The organism is Pseudomonas sp. P1_C12, from assembly GCF_056406435.1.
Genome location: NZ_JBFUAE010000002.1, coordinates 479,368 through 495,933, shown reverse-complemented (window position 1 = coordinate 495,933; position 16,566 = coordinate 479,368). Strand labels below are relative to the sequence as shown.

At 60.3% G+C, this 16,566-nt stretch carries 15 protein-coding genes and 1 pseudogene; 9 read left to right on the top strand and 7 right to left on the bottom strand.

The features are described 5' to 3' along the window. Positions 1-10: 10 nt before the first annotated feature. The 3 genes from AC1D19_RS05225 to AC1D19_RS05215 form a co-directional block, all read right to left on the bottom strand. Positions 11-1,222, bottom strand: coding sequence for an MFS transporter (locus AC1D19_RS05225; RefSeq protein ID WP_477762590.1), 1,212 nt, complete (start codon positions 1,220-1,222; stop codon positions 11-13). Next, positions 1,212-3,134 (bottom strand): IucA/IucC family protein, encoded by a 1,923-nt coding sequence (locus tag AC1D19_RS05220; RefSeq protein WP_477762589.1) that lies wholly within the window; start codon positions 3,132-3,134, stop codon positions 1,212-1,214. The genes AC1D19_RS05225 and AC1D19_RS05220 overlap by 11 nt, the downstream gene beginning before the upstream one ends. A gap of 112 nt (positions 3,135-3,246) precedes the next feature. Beyond that, the gene (locus AC1D19_RS05215; protein WP_477752896.1) at positions 3,247-4,176 is read right to left on the bottom strand and encodes a LysR family transcriptional regulator; all 930 of its coding nucleotides are present in this window, start codon (positions 4,174-4,176) and stop codon (positions 3,247-3,249) included. Between the two features lie 146 nt (positions 4,177-4,322). Here AC1D19_RS05215 and AC1D19_RS05210 point away from each other — a divergent pair, with 146 nt between their 5' ends. From AC1D19_RS05210 to AC1D19_RS05195, 4 genes are all read left to right on the top strand, one after another. Continuing rightward, positions 4,323-5,609, top strand: a complete 1,287-nt coding sequence (locus AC1D19_RS05210; protein ID WP_477762588.1) for an MFS transporter — start codon at positions 4,323-4,325, stop codon at positions 5,607-5,609. A gap of 73 nt (positions 5,610-5,682) precedes the next feature. Next, positions 5,683-6,435 carry a 5-oxoprolinase subunit PxpA gene (locus AC1D19_RS05205; protein WP_477762587.1) on the top strand — a complete coding sequence of 251 codons (753 nt, stop codon included), beginning with the start codon at positions 5,683-5,685 and terminating at the stop codon, positions 6,433-6,435. Next, positions 6,432-7,136: a 5-oxoprolinase subunit PxpB gene (pxpB, locus tag AC1D19_RS05200; protein ID WP_477762586.1), complete on the top strand. Its 705-nt coding sequence runs from the start codon at positions 6,432-6,434 to the stop codon at positions 7,134-7,136. The genes AC1D19_RS05205 and pxpB overlap by 4 nt, the downstream gene beginning before the upstream one ends. Further along, a complete protein-coding gene (locus AC1D19_RS05195; protein WP_477762585.1) occupies positions 7,133-8,053 on the top strand; it encodes a 5-oxoprolinase subunit C family protein in 921 nt (306 codons plus the stop codon). The genes pxpB and AC1D19_RS05195 overlap by 4 nt, the downstream gene beginning before the upstream one ends. A gap of 115 nt (positions 8,054-8,168) precedes the next feature. On the opposite strand, the gene AC1D19_RS05190 is transcribed toward AC1D19_RS05195, so the two are convergent. Both AC1D19_RS05190 and AC1D19_RS05185 read right to left on the bottom strand, forming a co-directional pair. Next, on the bottom strand, positions 8,169-9,347 hold the full coding sequence (locus AC1D19_RS05190) for a vWA domain-containing protein (protein WP_008049176.1): 1,179 nt from the start codon (positions 9,345-9,347) through the stop codon (positions 8,169-8,171). 12 nt (positions 9,348-9,359) lie between these two features. Further along, complete coding sequence (locus AC1D19_RS05185; protein ID WP_007984829.1) at positions 9,360-10,205, bottom strand: AAA family ATPase; 846 nt, start codon at positions 10,203-10,205, stop codon at positions 9,360-9,362. Between the two features lie 204 nt (positions 10,206-10,409). Here AC1D19_RS05185 and AC1D19_RS05180 point away from each other — a divergent pair, with 204 nt between their 5' ends. Then, on the top strand, positions 10,410-10,640 hold the full coding sequence (locus AC1D19_RS05180; RefSeq protein ID WP_191624905.1) for a DUF4160 domain-containing protein: 231 nt from the start codon (positions 10,410-10,412) through the stop codon (positions 10,638-10,640). Continuing rightward, positions 10,628-11,128, top strand: coding sequence for a DUF2442 domain-containing protein (locus tag AC1D19_RS05175; RefSeq protein WP_477762584.1), 501 nt, complete (start codon positions 10,628-10,630; stop codon positions 11,126-11,128). Before AC1D19_RS05180 ends, AC1D19_RS05175 begins: the two co-directional genes overlap by 13 nt. Here the strand turns inward: AC1D19_RS05175 and AC1D19_RS05170 are convergent. Continuing rightward, positions 11,127-11,228, bottom strand: a pseudogene (locus AC1D19_RS05170) (hypothetical protein); the annotation flags it as partial. The gene AC1D19_RS05175 and the pseudogene AC1D19_RS05170 overlap by 2 nt on opposite strands. 129 nt (positions 11,229-11,357) lie before the next feature. On the opposite strand from AC1D19_RS05170, the gene cysK reads away from it, so the two are divergent. Both cysK and AC1D19_RS05160 read left to right on the top strand, forming a co-directional pair. Further along, positions 11,358-12,332 (top strand): cysteine synthase A, encoded by a 975-nt coding sequence (gene cysK / locus AC1D19_RS05165; RefSeq protein ID WP_477762583.1) that lies wholly within the window; start codon positions 11,358-11,360, stop codon positions 12,330-12,332. A gap of 265 nt (positions 12,333-12,597) precedes the next feature. Then, on the top strand, positions 12,598-13,536 hold the full coding sequence (locus AC1D19_RS05160; RefSeq protein ID WP_477762582.1) for an aspartyl/asparaginyl beta-hydroxylase domain-containing protein: 939 nt from the start codon (positions 12,598-12,600) through the stop codon (positions 13,534-13,536). 177 nt (positions 13,537-13,713) lie between these two features. Here AC1D19_RS05160 and AC1D19_RS05155 read toward each other — a convergent pair whose 3' ends face one another. Next, complete coding sequence (locus AC1D19_RS05155) at positions 13,714-14,622, bottom strand: DMT family transporter (protein WP_477762581.1); 909 nt, start codon at positions 14,620-14,622, stop codon at positions 13,714-13,716. A gap of 159 nt (positions 14,623-14,781) precedes the next feature. On the opposite strand from AC1D19_RS05155, the gene aceK reads away from it, so the two are divergent. Beyond that, positions 14,782-16,500 carry a bifunctional isocitrate dehydrogenase kinase/phosphatase gene (aceK, locus tag AC1D19_RS05150; RefSeq protein WP_477762580.1) on the top strand — a complete coding sequence of 573 codons (1,719 nt, stop codon included), beginning with the start codon at positions 14,782-14,784 and terminating at the stop codon, positions 16,498-16,500. The last annotated feature ends 66 nt before the right edge of the window (positions 16,501-16,566 follow it).

The window sequence follows — 16,566 nt, the reverse complement described above, 5'->3', positions numbered from 1 at the left end:
GGTCTTTTTTTTAGTCGTGATAAGTGTGGGTAGACAAGATTGCGGGGGCAGGTGTGGTGGTGAATGAGCGCACCCAGCGGATCCCGATGGCAGCCAGTGCGTAGGTCAACGCCACCAGCCAGAAACTGTGGGCCAGCCCGACCTGCCCCATGCCGATCCCGCCGAGGACGGCACCGAGCAGAGCGCCAGCCTTGGCCGCGCTGTTACCCAGGCCGAGGGCAAAACCCTGCTGCGTTGAAGACACGGTATTGGCGATCAGTGCATAGGCGACGGGGAGCAGTGCGCCTTGCCAGATGCCCCAGACCAACCGGCTGACGAGAAAACCCAGCCATTCGCTGGCCAGTGCCGTGGCCGCGAGCGTCAGGGCGCAGAGCCAGGCAACGCCTTCGATGACGCGCAAGGTGTAAACCGGCTGCCAGCGGTCGAACAGACGCCCCCACAGCGGTGCGGAAATGGCCAGGGTCGCGGCGCTCGCCGCGTAAGTAGCGCCGATCAGCCACCCCGGCGCGCGCAGAATGTCGGCGACGTACAGCGCGTAGAAGGGTTGCGGCATCATCTTCGCGGCTTGAATCAACACGATCACCAACAGGATTCCACCGAGCCAGCCTTTAGGCAGGGCCACCGGTGCAACCGGTTTCTTCGTCGAGGCTCGCGCCTTGTCGGCCGGCAGGAAAAAGCTCCCCAGTGCACACAGCAGGCAAATCGCCGACGCGCCATAACAGAGCAGGGCAAACCCCGAGATGTCCATCAGCCAACCGCCCAGTACCGGGCCGATCAACGAGCCGACGGCGGTCGCCGATTGCAGACGGGCCAGGGTGTGACCGCGCCGGGAACTGTCGCAGCAGGCCAGTGCATAGGCTTGCGCGGCGGCGAGAAATCCGGCCAATGCGCCTTGCATCACGCGAATGCCCACCAGCAGCCACGGGTCGAGAGTAATCGCCGCCAGCCCCTGGCACAGCGCAAGTGCCAGCAACGCCCGAACGATCATCGGCTTGTGCCCGGTGCGATCACCCAACCGCCCCCACGCGGGCGTCAGCAGCATGGCCGCCAGCATCGGGCCGGCATAGACCAGCGCCGATAGCAGCGCGGTGTAGCCGGCGCCCTCTGGCCCAAGCAGACGCTGGATCTGCAAGGGCCAGAACGGGCCGCTCATTTCCATGGCACCCATGGAGACAAACTGGATGACTATCAGCAGTCGCAACGCACGGCCATCAGCGAGCATCGGCGTTGGTTCGCAGCGGATTGCTCAGGCGTCCGACGATGTCGGCGTGGCTGTCGTGCAAGCGCATGCGCATGAACGATTTGGCCGGCCAATCCTGTTCCAGCAGGGCCTGACGCTCGCTTTCCCAGCGTGCCGGTTCGACATGCTCGCGCACGCTCTCGAAGCATTGTTCAACGTGCGTAGCCAAACGCTCCCAAAGGCTATTTTCCGGCACATTCCAGTGGCGGGCGCAGAGCAACGTCAACTCACCGAGGTGGCACATGAACGTGGTGTGCAGGAGCTTGTCGCGGACAAAACCGGCGTCGTCGTACAGGGTCATTTCCGGATCGTGCAGCTGGATATCCAGACCCTTGGCGTGCAGGGTTTTGCGATCAATGCGGATGTCGCCGAAGTCACGCAGCAGCAGCCGATTCAACTGCCCGTCAGCGCCCATCACCATGAAGCTGTTTTGCTGGTGTGCTTCGAACGCCACGCCATACATCAGGTAGATGCCCAGCAGGCTCGGGACGGCAATCGACAGGTAGTCATCGAAGAACGCCAGCATGGCCTCGCTGTCGTCACGGCCCTGAGCCAGTTGCACCCAGTCACGCAGCAACGGTTGTTCGAATTCGTTGACGGCGAACAAGCTGCCGACCGGCACGGCCAGTTCGCTTTCTTGCAGCAGGGTCAGCGGGTTGTCGCGGTACAGCACGGCGGCATGCCGGGACAGTTCGTCATTGGCCGGTTGTGGCGCGTAGTGCACGCCGATGCGCTCCGGCACGATGTTCAGCAGGCGCTGAATCTGCGGTTCGTGATCGAGAATCTGCAGTAGCAGTTGGCTGATGCGCGGTCCCATCCGGGCCGAACGCGGCGACACGGTGCGCTGCACGCTGGTCAGGCGCAAGGCCACCGGCAGTTTGACCATCGGCGCAACACGGCTGGCCTCTGGTAGGACCGTGCGGAAGGACATGGTCGGGTGGCCGGTGAAGGCAACGATGTCGGTGACGATCAGCAGGTTGTCGGCGATCTCGCTGGCGAACGAATTGGGCAGTTCTTCATCGGCTTGCCATGGGTGCGACGGCAGCGGGAGGTAGTCCGTTGCCTCCAGGCCCCGTTGCTGCAAATGGCGCTGCAATTGTTCGGCGGCCTGCGGGAAGTGGCCCTGCCACCAGTCCCAGTAATCGGCGGTGCCGGCCAGTGACTCGACGTGGGCGTACTGTCGGTGCAGGGCGCACAGCACAATCGGAAAACTCGCTTCGAATTCCGGCGAGAAAGCGATGACCTGCGCAGCGCTCAAGCCCAGTTTGGTCTTGTAGTTCGGATGCCAGGGATGGCCGAGCGTGCCCCACTGTTCGAGCAATGACGTCGGGTTCTGGTGGTCGGGGCTGGCTTTGAGCCAGGCGAAAAGATTGTCGTTGTGCTCGGTGTCGATCTGCTCTCTCAGGCGCTCGGTCCATCCATGGTGGAACGCCAGGCACAGGGTGTCGTTGCTGTAGCTATCGTCCAGCTCGCGGGCCAGACGTTCCAGTACCTGCGGGGAGGCGGGCGGGTTGAGCTGAGTGCTGAGGTGCGCGAGCAGTTCGCTGGGCAACTGGATTTTGTGCGGCAGGCTGTCGGGGGTGTGCAGGACGATGCTGCCACGCAGGTTCCAGCTGTTCATTCTTCCGCCCGTCAGGTGGTCGAAGCAAAGCTGCATACCGTCGCCAAGCGGCAGCCAGCAACGGCCGTTGTCGTCGTACTCGCAGGCGTCGGGGTTGATCAGGCCTTCGCGAAACAGCGCCTGGATCAGGCGTTGGAAGCAGCGCTGGGCGGCAGGCTCCAGGGCATTGCTCAAATGGTCGAGGGTGATGCGGTGGGACTGGAAGGCAGGAGTGCCGAGGGCTTCGCTCCAGTTTGAGAGCAATTGCTGCTGTTTTTGCGTGTAAGCGCGCATCAAGTCCGACTCCTTCTGGACAGTGGTTTAACTGAATGCGCGCAGAGAATACATTTTTCAAATAATAATGCAAATGATAGTAATTCCTACTTGTGGTGTGGAAAACTCCTTTTCAGAGGCCGGCCAGGGGTTTGCTCAAGACCATGTAGCGCTCTCCCACCTTCCGCGCATACTCCTCCAACACCTGCTGACACAAGGCCACAATCTCCTCGACCCACTCAACGCCCACCCGCCACGACACCACCACCTGCAAGTCGGGTGGTCGCTGATCGATGTCCAGCAAGGTCAATTCGCCACGCGCCAGTTCCTCGGCCACCAGCACCGGCGGCAACGCGCCGATGCCAAAACCGTCGCGCAGCAGCCGGGTAATCGCCGACACCGAGTTCACGCAGTTCAACCGTGGCGTCATCACGCCATTGGCCTGCATCAGGGCGAGCACTTCCTGATGCGGATGGGAGTTTTTCGAGTAGGTAATGATCCGCTCTTTCGCCAGATCGGCGACGCCAGAATACTCACGGTTGTACAGGGAATTGCTGGCCACAATCCAGCCCATGGGGTGGCTGGCCAGTTCCAGGCTGCGCACGCTTTCCTGGCGCAGCAGGTCGGTTTGCAGGATCACGTCGAGAAAGCCTTTTTGCAGCTGATCGCAGAGGTTGAGCGAGGTATCGGCCACCAGCTCGATTTCCACCAGTGGGTAGTGATCGGTCATCTGCGCCACCAACGGGCTTAGCCAGGTGTGGATCACCGTGTCCATCACGCCAATGCGCACCCGTCCGGCCTTGCTCGAACGGGTCTCGATCGACTGCTTGAGTGCCTGCATGGTGTCCATCATCTGCTCGGCGTAATCGAGCACTTTGAGGCCTTCGGGCGTCAGGCTCACGCCGCGCGAATCCCGCAGAAACAGCTTTACCCCGAGCTCGCCTTCAAGCACCGCAATTCGGCTGGAAATCGAGGCCTGAGTGGTGAAGAGCTTGTCGGCGGTCAGGCGAAAACTCTTGAGTCGGGCGACCCAGACGAAAGTCTCGAGAAACTTCAGGTTCATGGGATAAAGATTTCTTATGGCTAAGGCGGGTTTTTATTAGTTGGACGCAGCAGGGGCGCGCGTCCAAAAATCGACGCATCCGGTTCCCACGATAGGCGTCGTCGGGGCTCAGAACAATACCAATAAAATCAGCGCGGAGATTTGCCATGAGTGCGCCCGACACCACCGCCACCCCGAAAGCCTCGGCCCGTCCGGGACCTTTCGACTGGTATCGCAACATCAATCAGCAGGAACGCCGCACCTTCTGGAGCTGCAAGATCGGCTATGGCCTGGACGGCATGGACACCCAGATGCTCAGCTTCGTGGTGCCGACCCTGATTGCCATGTGGGGCATCACCACCGGCAAGGCCGGGCTGATTCACACCAGCACGCTGATCGCTTCGGCCATCGGTGGCTGGGTGGCGGGGATTCTCTCCGACCGCATTGGTCGTGTGCGCACCTTGCAACTGACGGTGCTGTGGTTTGCCTTCTTCACCTTCCTCTGCGGCTTTGCCCAGAGCTACGAGCAACTGCTAATTGCACGGACCCTGATGGGATTCGGTTTCGGCGGTGAGTGGACGGCCGGCGCGGTGCTGATCGGCGAGGTGATTCGTGCCCAGGACCGTGGCAAGGCCGTTGGCATGGTGCAGTCCGGCTGGGCGCTGGGTTGGGGGCTGACCGCGATTCTGTATGCGCTGCTGTTCTCGGTATTGCCACCGGAGGATGCCTGGCGTGCGCTGTTCATCCTCGGCATCGTGCCGGCGATCTTCGTGATTTTCGTCCGCCGTCTGGTCAAGGACCCGGAAATCTATCGTGAAGCCAAAGCGAAACAGGAGCCGGGCAACCCGTCGAAGTTCTACGAGATCTTCGCCCCCGGCATGCTCTTCACCACGATTCGCGCTTCGTTGCTGACCACCGGCGCGTTGGGCGGCTACTACGCCATCACTTCCTGGTTGCCGACTTTCCTGAAGAACGAACGCGGTTTGAGCGTACTCAATACCAGCGGTTATCTGGCGATGGTGATCGTTGGTTCCTACGTGGGTTATGTCATCAGCGCCTATTTGACCGACATCCTGGGACGTAAAAAGAACTTCATCCTGTTCGCCGTGGGTTCGTTCACCATTGTGTTGCTGTACACCCAACTGCCGGTCAGCAACGGCGTGATGCTGTGGCTGGGCTTCCCGCTGGGTTTCTTCGCCTCGGGGATTTTCAGTGGTATGGGTGCATTCCTGACCGAGTTGTTCCCTACACGCATTCGCGGTTCGGGCCAGGGTTTTTGCTACAACATCGGCCGGGCGCTGGCGGCGTTGTTCCCGCTGCTGATCGGCCTGCTCAGCCAGACCGTGCCGCTGAGTGTGGGCATCGGTGCCTTTGCGGCAGTGTCCTACGGCGTGGTGATCCTCGCGGCCCTGAGCCTGCCGGAAACCCGTGGCAAGCAACTCGACGCCCGGTAACTGATAACCTGCGGGCTTGTCTTACAGATATGTCCCACAGCTAAAAAGATTAATGCCTACAGGAGTGTTCAGCGTGAGCCGCCTGCTATTGAACTGCGACATCGGCGAGAGTTTCGGCAGCTGGACCATGGGTCTGGACGCAGAAATCATGCCCTTTATCGATTGCGCCAACATCGCTTGCGGTTTTCACGCTGGCGACCCGAGCATCATGCGCAAGACCGTCAGCCTGGCCCTCAGCCACGGTGTGCAAGTTGGCGCGCATCCGGCCTATCAGGATCTGGTGGGGTTCGGCCGCCGCTCCATGGCCTATGCCACCCAGGAACTTCAAGACATTCTGCATTACCAGATCGGCGCCCTCGACGGCATCTGCCGGGCTCAGGGCGGGCGGGTCAGTTACGTCAAACCCCATGGCGCGATGTACAACGACATGATGGCCAACCCGGCGCAATTACGCGCCGTGCTGCAAGCCGTGGCGTCCTATGACCGCAACCTGCCATTGATGTTGATGGCGACTCGCGACAACAGCGCCGCCCAACAACTGGGCGATGAATACGGCGTGACGCTGTGGTTCGAGGCTTTTGCCGATCGTGCTTACGACCGCGCCGGCAGGCTGGTGTCGCGACAACTGCCGGGAGCGGTGCATCACGACCCGGAAAAAATCAGCGAGCAGGCGCTGACCATTGCCCGTGGCGATCACCTCACCGCCAGCGATGGCAGCGCCCTGCATTTGCAGGCCAACACCCTTTGCGTGCACGGCGACAACGCCAGTTCGGTCGCTGCCGTACAACGTATCCGTGAAGCCTTGAACCGGCAGAGTGCGTCATGAAGCTGCGGGTTGAAGTGGTGGCGCTGGATTGCCTGATGGTGCGCCTGTTCGATGAAATTGCCGAAACCAACATGCCGTGGATGCTGGCGGCCAGTGAAAGTCTGCGGGCGGCGTTCGCCGGGCATCTGATTGATCTGGTGCCGTCCTACACCACCTTGATGGTGCATTACGACTTGACCGAGCTGAGTCCCGCCCAGGCCCGGGAGTTGATTGCCGAAGCGTTGATCGATCTGTCGCCCAACACCCATGCCCGCGGTAAATGTCATGTGTTGCCGGTGTGGTACGACTTGAGCGTCGGACCGGAGTTGAACCTGTTGTCGCAGCGCAGCGGGTTGGCGGTGGAGGAGGTGATCCGTCGTCACTGCGAGCGTGAATATCAGGTGTTCGCCCTGGGTTTTGCGCCGGGCTTCGCCTTCATGGGGCTGGTGGAAGAGGCACTCGCCGCGCCGCGTCTGAACACGCCACGCAAGAAAGTCGCGGCCGGCAGTGTCGGCATCGCCGAACGGCAGACGGCGGCTTACCCGGTGGTGTCGCCGGGCGGCTGGAACCTGATTGGCCGCACGCCGGCCAAATTGTTCGATCGCAACCGTGACGGCTACAGCCTGATGCAACCCGGTGACACCGTACGGTTCGAAGCGGTCAGCCATGCCGAGTTCATTAACCTGGGCGGTGACGATACGCCACTGGAGGCCCAGGCATGAGCCGTCTGACGATTGAAGCGAGTACGCCGCTGTGCCTGTTGCAGGATGCCGGTCGATTCGGCGTGCGGCATCTGGGTGTGACCCAGGGCGGAGCGGCTGATTGGCGTTCGATGTCCTGGGCCAACTGGCTGCTGGGCAACGGGCTGGATGCGCCGGTGATTGAAATCACCCTCGGCGGATTCACCGTGGTGGCCGAGGAGGAATGCGTGCTGGCCTTGGCCGGAGCGGATCTGGGCGCGCGGGTGGACGGCGAGGCGCTGGCACCGTGGCGCAGTTTCAGGCTGCACAAAGGTCAGCGTTTGCAATTCACCCGGCCGTTGCTCGGCGCCCGGGCCTATCTGGCGGCGCCGGGTGGGTTTGATGCACCGAAAGTGCTGGGCAGCAGCGCGACGGTGGTCCGTGAGGAGCTCGGCGGCCTGGACGGAATGGGCCATGCGCTGGGTAAGGGCGCGTCATTGAGCTATTCGGGCAACTCGGTGATGTTGCTGTGCGAAATGACCGCAGACCAGCGGCCGGACTTGAACCTTGATGCTCCGTTGGACTTGGTCCTCGGTGCACAGATCGGTGAGTTCAGCGGGCAGAGCCTGTTCGACGCGTTCAACAGCGTGTGGAGCCTCGACAGTCGTGCCGACCGGATGGGGATTCGCCTGCTGGGTAAGGCGCTGCAGTACCAGGGCAAACCGATGATTTCCGAGGGTATTCCACTGGGGGCGGTGCAGGTGCCGCCGGATGGGCAACCGATTGTGTTGCTCAATGATCGGCAGACCATTGGCGGTTATCCGCGTCTGGGAGCGTTGACACCGTTGGCGCTGGCGCGACTGGCGCAGTGTTTGCCGGGGGCGCGGGTGCGGTTGCGGCCGGTGGTGCAGGACGTGGCGCACCGCGAGCATGTCGAATATTTGCACCGGTTCAGGTGACCCCCTGTAGGAGCCGGCTTGCCGGCGAAGGCAATCTTGATCCTTGTAGCGACAGATCGGACGCCTTCGCTGCGATGCGGCGACCCGACAAGCCAGCTCCTACAGGACAATGAGCTTACTTGGACAGAAACCGCATCCCTTCTTCCAACCCCCGCAAGGTCAACGGATACATCTGGTCCTCAATCAAATCCCTCACGATGTTGGTCGAGGAGGTATAGCCCCAGGTGTCCTTCGGGTACGGGTTGATCCAGATGAGCTTCTTGTACTTCTCCTTGAACCGCTGCATCCACACGTAACCGGCTTCTTCGTTCCAGTGCTCGACGCTGCCGCCCGCCTGGGTGATTTCGTAGGGCGCCATGGCGGCGTCGCCGATGAAGATCACTTTGTAGTCGGCGCCGTACTTGTGCAGCAGGTCCATGGTCGAGGTGCGCTCGGAGGTGCGGCGCATGTTGTTCTTCCACACCGACTCATAAATGAAGTTGTGGAAGTAGAAGTACTCCAGGTGCTTGAACTCGGTCTTGCAGGCCGAGAACAGCTCCTCGCAAATCTTCACGTGGGCGTCCATTGAGCCGCCGATGTCAAACAGCAGCAACAGCTTGACGGTGTTGCGCCGCTCCGGCCGCATCTGGATGTTCAGTAACCCGGCATCCTTGGCGGTGTGGTCGATGGTGCCATCGATGTCCAGTTCTTCCGCCGCGCCCTGACGGGCAAACTTGCGCAAGCGACGCAAGGCGACCTTGATGTTGCGCGTGCCCAGCTCGACGGAATCGTCGAGGTTCTTGTACTCGCGCTGGTCCCAGACCTTGGCTGCCTTGCCCTGGCGCTTGCCGGCATCGCCGACCCGAATGCCTTCCGGGTTGAAACCGCCGGAACCGAACGGGCTGGTGCCACCGGTGCCGATCCACTTGTTGCCACCGGCGTGGCGTTCCTTCTGTTCTTCGAGGCGTTTCTTGAATTCTTCGATCAGCTTGTCCAGGCCGCCGAGGGACTGGATCGCCGCCCGCTCTTCATCAGTCAGCGAGCGTTCGAACTCCTTGCGCAGCCAGTCTTCGGGGATCAATGCCTGAAGATGATCGTCGAGCTTTTCCAGGCCATTGAAGTAGGCACCGAACGCCCGGTCGAACTTGTCGAAATGCTTTTCATCCTTCACCAGGATCGCCCGGGACAGGTAATAGAACTCGTCCATGTCGGCGAAGGTCACGCGTTGTTTCAGCGCGTTGATCAGGTCCAGCAGCTCACGCACCGAGACCGGCACCTTGGCTGCGCGCATTTCATTGAACAGGTTGAGCAGCATGGCATCAGCCTCTTAGCGGGTGCCGCGACGGCTCATGAACGCCAGACGCTCCAGCAGTTGCACGTCCTGTTCGTTCTTGACCAGCGCACCGGCCAGCGGCGGGATGGCTTTGGTCGGATCACGTTCACGCAGCACCGCTTCGCCGATGTTGTCGGCCATCAGCAGCTTCAGCCAGTCCACCAGCTCGGAGGTCGAAGGCTTCTTCTTCAGGCCCGGCACCTTGCGCACGTCGAAGAACACGTCCAACGCTTCGCTGACCAGGTCTTTCTTGATGTCCGGGTAGTGCACGTCGACGATCCGCTGCATTGTCACGCGGTCGGGGAAGGCGATGTAGTGGAAGAAGCAGCGACGCAGGAAGGCGTCCGGCAGCTCTTTCTCGTTGTTGGAGGTAATGATGATGATCGGGCGCTTCTTGGCCTTGATGGTCTCGTCGATCTCGTAAACGTAGAACTCCATCTTGTCGAGTTCTTGCAGCAGGTCGTTGGGGAATTCGATGTCGGCCTTGTCGATTTCGTCGATCAGCAGGATGACCCGTTCTTCGGATTCGAAGGCTTCCCAGAGCTTGCCCTTTTTCAGGTAGTTGCGAACGTCGTGGACCTTTTCCGTGCCGAGCTGCGAATCGCGCAGGCGGCTGACCGCGTCGTATTCATAGAGGCCCTGGTGAGCCTTGGTGGTGGACTTGATGTGCCAGGTGATCAGCTTGGCGCCAAAGGATTCGGCCAGTTGCTCGGCGAGCATGGTCTTGCCGGTGCCCGGTTCGCCCTTGACCAGCAACGGCCGCTCCAGGGTGATGGCGGCGTTGACCGCCAGCTTCAGGTCATCGGTGGCGACGTAGGCCTGGGTGCCTTCGAACTTCATCTGCTAATCCTCGAACGGTAACGCCGACCTGAACGAGGCAGGGCGGGGCGCTATAAAATGGTCAGCCCCGACTATAACGCGGTGCCCGGTCGACTGTGAACGCAGACGGCTTATTCAGTCTCTGAATGGGGCGTCACATCTTGACTCAGTCTCGGCTGCTGGCCAGTATTGAGCTATCGCCATTTTGGCGATAGCTTGCCGGGTATGTCTACTAAATACCGATTTCGCGACACATACCGCATTCAATTGCGCGAGAAGGATCATCCGCCGCCTCATGTCCACCTGACCGGTGGCGGCCTGGACGTCATGCTCAGCCTGGAAACCGTCGAGGTGATGGTAGGCAGGGCTCCGCCCCTGATCATCAGGGAAGCACTGGATTGGGTCAGGGCCCATCAGGCGCAACTGCTCGAGGACTGGAAACGATGTTACCCATGAAACGACCACGACTGCTGGCCGTACAGGCACTACCGGAGTATCGCCTGGCGTTGACCTTTATTGACGGCCAGCAACTGACTCTCGACCTGAGCCGGGATTTGCTGGCCTTTCCAGGCTTGCAACCATTGCAGGGACGCGCTTTCGATGGCGCGGCTCTGGGTGATGATGGCTGGTGCGTCGAGTGGTCTGAGCAGGACATCCAGATTGGTGCAGACACGTTGTACCTGGATGCGATCGCACAAAATGCCTCCGACGAAAATACCCGGATCTTCATCGACTGGCGCGCTCGCACCGGGTTGTCACTCACACAGGCCGCCGAGGCGCTGGGGGTCAGTACCCGCAGCATCAGTCGTTACAGCCGTGGCAAGGAAGCGGTGCCGCGGTCCCTGGCACTGGCCTGTCTTGGGTGGGATTTCCTGCAGTTGCAAGCGAATGCGCCACGGGCGGCCGAGGAAACAGGCCGCTACACAGTCACTCGTTCTCAATGAGGTAGTCGCGCACCAGATAGGGCAAGGCGATGTGTAGCGATATCAGCAGTACAACGAAGCCGAAGAGGGACCACAGGGGCCAGTTGTATCGACGTTTCATGGTGGCAAACCTGCGGCGATCCAAAGCCATTGGCTGCACTGATAAGCGGACGTTCGACCCGACTGGACGCCTGCGGGCAAGAGGCTTACCTTGATGCCCTATTTCAATGCTGTCGTTAAGGACCCAGCCATGAGCCGCATTTTCGTTGACAACGCCCACTCCATCGGCAACACGCCGCTGGTGCAGATCAATCGCATTGCGCCGCGTGGTGTGACCATCCTGGCCAAGATCGAAGGGCGCAACCCGGGTTACTCGGTCAAATGCCGGATCGGCGCGAACATGATCTGGGATGCCGAGAGCAGCGCAAAACTCAAGCCGGGCATGACCATCGTCGAACCGACCTCCGGCAATACCGGCATTGGCCTGGCCTTCGTGGCCGCCGCCCGTGGCTACAAACTGATGCTGACCATGCCGGCGTCCATGAGTATCGAACGCCGCAAGGTGCTCAAGGCACTGGGTGCCGAACTGGTGTTGACCGAGCCGGCCAAAGGCATGAAGGGGGCCATCGAGAAGGCCGGTGAAATTGTTGCCAGTGACCCGTCGAAGTACTTCATGCCGGCGCAATTCGACAACCCGGCCAACCCGGCCATCCACGAAAAAACCACGGGTCCGGAAATCTGGAACGATACCGACGGCGCGATCGATGTGCTGGTGGCAGGCGTCGGAACCGGTGGAACCATCACCGGGGTTTCACGGTATATCAAGAATACCCAGGGCAAGCCGATACTCTCGGTAGCGGTGGAGCCGGCGGTGTCGCCGGTGATCACCCAGACCCTGGCTGGTCAGGAAATCAAGCCGAGCCCGCACAAGATCCAGGGCATCGGTGCCGGTTTTGTGCCGAAGAACCTCGATTTGTCGATCGTCGATCGGGTGGAGTTGGTCAGTGACGAAGAGTCCAAGGCCATGGCCTTGCGCTTGATGCAGGAAGAAGGAATCTTGTGCGGGATTTCCTGCGGCGCCGCCATGACCGTGGCTGTTCGGCTGGCGGAGACCCCGGAAATGCAGGGCAAGACCATCGTCGTGATCCTGCCGGATTCCGGTGAACGTTATTTGTCGAGCATGCTGTTCAGTGATCTGTTTACCGAACAGGAGAATCAGCAGTAAGCGCTGAACATTGATGGGTCGTGGCTGGCGGTGATGCTTGAGGCGTTATCACTGGCTGCGATCTATTGATCGGGTCCGGTTGATGATGGATTTGCATCAGCCAGCGTTCAGGCGTTTCATGTTAGGAAATGTTTTGTTGCACATTCATTTATAATGAATGTTGAAAAGTGCAGGTTTTTCGCCGGATCGGTAGTGCTTATCATGCCAGCAGCCACGTCGGGCAATGGACGTGGCGCAATGTCGCTTATCTTCAAAGGAGTTGTTGATGACCTTATCGTTTGCCGCGAAGGCCTCGTTGTTGCTGCTGTTTCTCGGCAGCACCCTCTATGTGCATTTGCGCGGCAAGGCGCGTCTGCCGGTGTTGCGCCAGTTTGTTAACCATTCGGCACTGTTCGCACCCTATAACGCCTTGATGTACCTGTTTTCCGGTGTGCCATCGAAACCGTATCTGGATCGCAGCAAGTTCCCGGAATTGGATGTGCTCAGGGACAACTGGGAAGTGATTCGCGATGAAGCGATGCACTTGTTCGACGAGGGCTATATCCGTGCGGCGGCAAAGAACAACGACGCCGGTTTTGGCTCGTTCTTCAAGAAGGGCTGGAAGCGTTTCTACCTCAAGTGGTATGACAAACCGCTGCCTTCTGCCGAAGCCTTGTGTCCGAGAACCGTGGAATTGGTCAGCAGTATTCCCAACGTCAAGGGCGCTATGTTTGCGCTGCTGCCGGGCGGCAGCCACCTCAACCCGCATCGTGATCCGTTTGCCGGCTCCCTGCGTTATCACCTGGGGCTGTCGACACCGAACTCCGACGATTGCCGTATCTTTGTCGACGGTCAGGTTTACGCCTGGCGCGATGGGGAAGACGTGATGTTCGACGAAACCTACGTGCACTGGGTCAAGAATGAAACGGAAAAGACCCGCGTCATCCTGTTCTGCGATATCGAGCGTCCACTGAGCAATCGCTTCATGACCCGCATCAATCGCAGTATCAGCGCCTGGCTGGGTCGTGCGACTGCACCGCAGAACCTTGATGACGAGCGCGTAGGAGGGATCAATAAAGCCTATGCCTGGAGCAAGAATTCCAGCGACAAATTCAGCGGCATGGTCAAGCAGTGGAAGCGTCGAAATCCAAAGGCCTACCGCGTGATGCGCCCGGTTTTGGCGGTGGTGGTGCTGACGTTGTTGGGGTATTGGCTGTTTGGGTGACATCCGCTCTCGGAAATAAAAAAACCGCTCGTTGTGAGCGGTTTTTTTATGGTTCTTCACGGAGTTCCGAGCCCCTCCGAACGCACAATGCGGACGCTGTGCCGACTGTCGTTGCTGGCCCATGCGTCGCCCTTCGCCTTCCTGATGTTACGTTTCGTCATCCGCAACGCAACATTGCTACCGGTCAGCCACCAAGCCCGGCTTCACAGCAGCCGGCTTCAACACCAACCACAACGCCATCGCAATCAACAACCCGCCATACAGATGCGCCAACGACAGCGGCTCATCGAGAAACATCGCGCCCCATAACACCCCGAACGGCGGGATCATGAAGGTTACGGTCGATGACTTTACCGGGCCGATCGAACTGAGCAACCGGAAGTAAATGATGTAGGCAAACGCGGTACACGCCAGCCCCAATCCCAATAGTGATAACCAGACATTCCAGCCGCCCCAGCTCGCCGGTGGCTGGCTGATCACGCTGTAGCCGAACAGCGGCAGCAAGAACAGCGTGGCGCCGAGCATGCTGCCCAGCGCCGACAGTCGACTGTCCAGCCCACCGGCCTGATCGAGCCAGCGCCGGGCGAGAAAGCCGGCGAAGCCATAGCAGGTGGTGGCGAGCAGGCAGGCGAGGGCGCCCATCAGCAGTTGCATGTCGAACGCCACGGGACCGGCGCGGGTCAGGACGCCGACGCCGAGCAACCCGAGGAAAACCCCGCCGAGCTTGGCGGCGCTGAGTCTTTCATGGAAGAACAGGCCGCCGATCAGCACGCCCATCAGCGGCGTGGTGGCGTTGAAAATCGCCGAGTAACCGGCCGGCAACACTTGCGCCGCGACCGAGTAGAGCGTCGCCGGGATGCCGGAGTTGATCACCCCGAGCAGCATCACGGTCTTGAGTTTGCCTTTGAAATCCCAGCTGATGCGCATCAGGCCAAGAATCACCAACAGTCCGACCGCGGCAATCGACACACGGAAAAACGCCGTGGGAATAGTGCCGATCACCGGAGCGATGATGCGCATGAACAAAAAACTCGCACCCCAAATGGCCGCCAGTGACAGTAAACGAAAAATATCGACGGGGTTCACAGCGCGTTCCTTCCTTGATGGAGGGGCGAAAGTGTTGCTGAGCGTGTGGTCGATGGCAACCGAAAACCGGACATTCAATTCGCCCGGAAAATTACGCTTCTCCTGCACCCGGTTCACTGGCTAAGCTCAAGCCTCCCGAATTCCCGCAGAGGTCTCACCATGCCGCAGCAATGGCCAGCCGCCGACATCGCCCGCTTGATCCTCGATGGCTTTGACGATTACCGCGAGCATTTTCGCCGGATCACCGACGGCGCCCGGGCCCGCTTCGAACAGGCCAGGTGGCAAGAGACGCAATCGGCGTCGGCGGCACGGATCAATCTGTACGAAGAAAAAGTCGGTGAAACGGTGGAGCGACTGCGCACCGCGTTTGACACCGACACCCTGGACGTCAGCTGCTGGCCGCTGGTCAAAAGCGCCTACATCAGCCTGATCGACCTGCGCTTCGACGATGAACTGTCCGAGACCTGGTACAACTCGATCTTCTGCGGGCTGTTCAGCCATGACCTGATCAGCGACGGCTGCATGTTCATTCACACCACCCGGCCGAGCCTGCGCCGTGCCCGGGCCGCGCAAACCCGCACCTACAAGCCGCAAGGCCAATTGTCGGCCATGCTCGCCAGCATCTTCGCCGACTACCGCTTCAGCGAGGATTACGCCGACCTGCCCGGTGACCTGAAGCGCCTCGAAGCGCAACTGCGCGAGAACTTGCCGGACTGGGTATGCAAGGACCCGGAACTGAGCGTCGAACTGTTTTCCTCGGTGCTGTATCGCAATAAAGGCGCGTACCTGGTGGGGCGCATCTATACCGCCGACGAGCAATGGCCGCTGGCGATTCCATTGCTGCACCTCGAAGGGCGCGGCATCCAGATCGATGCGCTGATCACCGACGAAGCAGACGTTTCGATCATTTTCTCGTTCACCCGCTCGTATTTCATGGTGGATGTGCCGGTGCCGGCGGAGTTCATTGGCTTCCTGCGGCGTATCCTGCCCGGCAAGCACATTGCCGAGCTGTACACCTCGATTGGTTTCTACAAGCACGGCAAGTCGGAGTTCTACCGGGCGCTGATCAATCACCTGGCCAGCACCGACGACCAGTTCATCATGGCCCCCGGTGTGCGCGGTATGGTCATGAGCGTGTTCACCCTGCCGGGTTTCAACACCGTGTTCAAAATCATCAAGGACCGTTTCTCACCGTCGAAAAACGTCGACCGCGCCACGGTGATCGAAAAGTACCGTTTGGTGAAGAGTGTCGACCGCGTCGGACGCATGGCCGATACCCAGGAATTCGCCGACTTCCGTTTCCCGCTGAGCAAGTTCGACCCAGCGTGCCTGGAGGAACTGCTGGAAGTCGCGTCGTCCACGGTGTCGGTGGAAGGTGACACGGTGCTGATCCGCCACTGCTGGACCGAGCGCCGCATGACCCCGCTGAACCTGTACCTGGAAAACGCCAACGAGGCGCAAGTGCGCGAAGCCCTGGAAGACTACGGGCTGGCGATCAAGCAGCTGGCGGCGGCCAACATCTTTCCCGGCGACATGCTGCTGAAGAACTTTGGGGTGACCCGTCACGGTCGTGTGGTGTTCTACGACTATGACGAGATCTGCTTCCTTACCGAGGCCAACTTCCGCCACATTCCGGCACCGCGCACCCCCGAAGATGAAATGGCTTCCGAGCCGTGGTACTCGATCGGGCCGCTGGACGTGTTCCCGGAAGAGTTTCCGCCGTTCCTGTTTGCCGATTTCGGGCAACGCAAGTTGTTCGATCAGTTGCATGGCGAGTTGTACAACGCCGATTACTGGAAGAGCCTTCAGGACGCGATTCGGGCGGGGAAGGTGATTGATGTGTTTCCGTATCGCCGCAAGGGTCCCGACAACGAATAACTCTCCAGTAGACGCGGTCTTATGTAGGCGCTGGCTTGCGAGCGAATGCAATCTTGAGCCTTGCAT

What these genes read in the sequence shown, in the direction of transcription:
- aceK (WP_477762580.1), top strand. Translation starts at nt 14,782, where the DNA reads ATGCCGCAGCAATGGCCAGCCGCCGACATCGCCCGCTTGATCCTCGAT.
- AC1D19_RS05175 (WP_477762584.1), top strand. Translation starts at nt 10,628, where the DNA reads ATGTTACCCATGAAACGACCACGACTGCTGGCCGTACAGGCACTACCG.
- AC1D19_RS05160 (WP_477762582.1), top strand. Translation starts at nt 12,598, where the DNA reads ATGACCTTATCGTTTGCCGCGAAGGCCTCGTTGTTGCTGCTGTTTCTC.
- AC1D19_RS05210 (WP_477762588.1), top strand. Translation starts at nt 4,323, where the DNA reads ATGAGTGCGCCCGACACCACCGCCACCCCGAAAGCCTCGGCCCGTCCG.
- cysK (WP_477762583.1), top strand. Translation starts at nt 11,358, where the DNA reads ATGAGCCGCATTTTCGTTGACAACGCCCACTCCATCGGCAACACGCCG.
- AC1D19_RS05215 (WP_477752896.1), bottom strand. Translation starts at nt 4,176, where the DNA reads ATGAACCTGAAGTTTCTCGAGACTTTCGTCTGGGTCGCCCGACTCAAG.
- AC1D19_RS05195 (WP_477762585.1), top strand. Translation starts at nt 7,133, where the DNA reads ATGAGCCGTCTGACGATTGAAGCGAGTACGCCGCTGTGCCTGTTGCAG.
- AC1D19_RS05190 (WP_008049176.1), bottom strand. Translation starts at nt 9,347, where the DNA reads ATGCTGCTCAACCTGTTCAATGAAATGCGCGCAGCCAAGGTGCCGGTC.
- AC1D19_RS05185 (WP_007984829.1), bottom strand. Translation starts at nt 10,205, where the DNA reads ATGAAGTTCGAAGGCACCCAGGCCTACGTCGCCACCGATGACCTGAAG.
- AC1D19_RS05220 (WP_477762589.1), bottom strand. Translation starts at nt 3,134, where the DNA reads ATGCGCGCTTACACGCAAAAACAGCAGCAATTGCTCTCAAACTGGAGC.
- pxpB (WP_477762586.1), top strand. Translation starts at nt 6,432, where the DNA reads ATGAAGCTGCGGGTTGAAGTGGTGGCGCTGGATTGCCTGATGGTGCGC.
- AC1D19_RS05180 (WP_191624905.1), top strand. Translation starts at nt 10,410, where the DNA reads ATGTCTACTAAATACCGATTTCGCGACACATACCGCATTCAATTGCGC.
- AC1D19_RS05225 (WP_477762590.1), bottom strand. Translation starts at nt 1,222, where the DNA reads ATGCTCGCTGATGGCCGTGCGTTGCGACTGCTGATAGTCATCCAGTTT.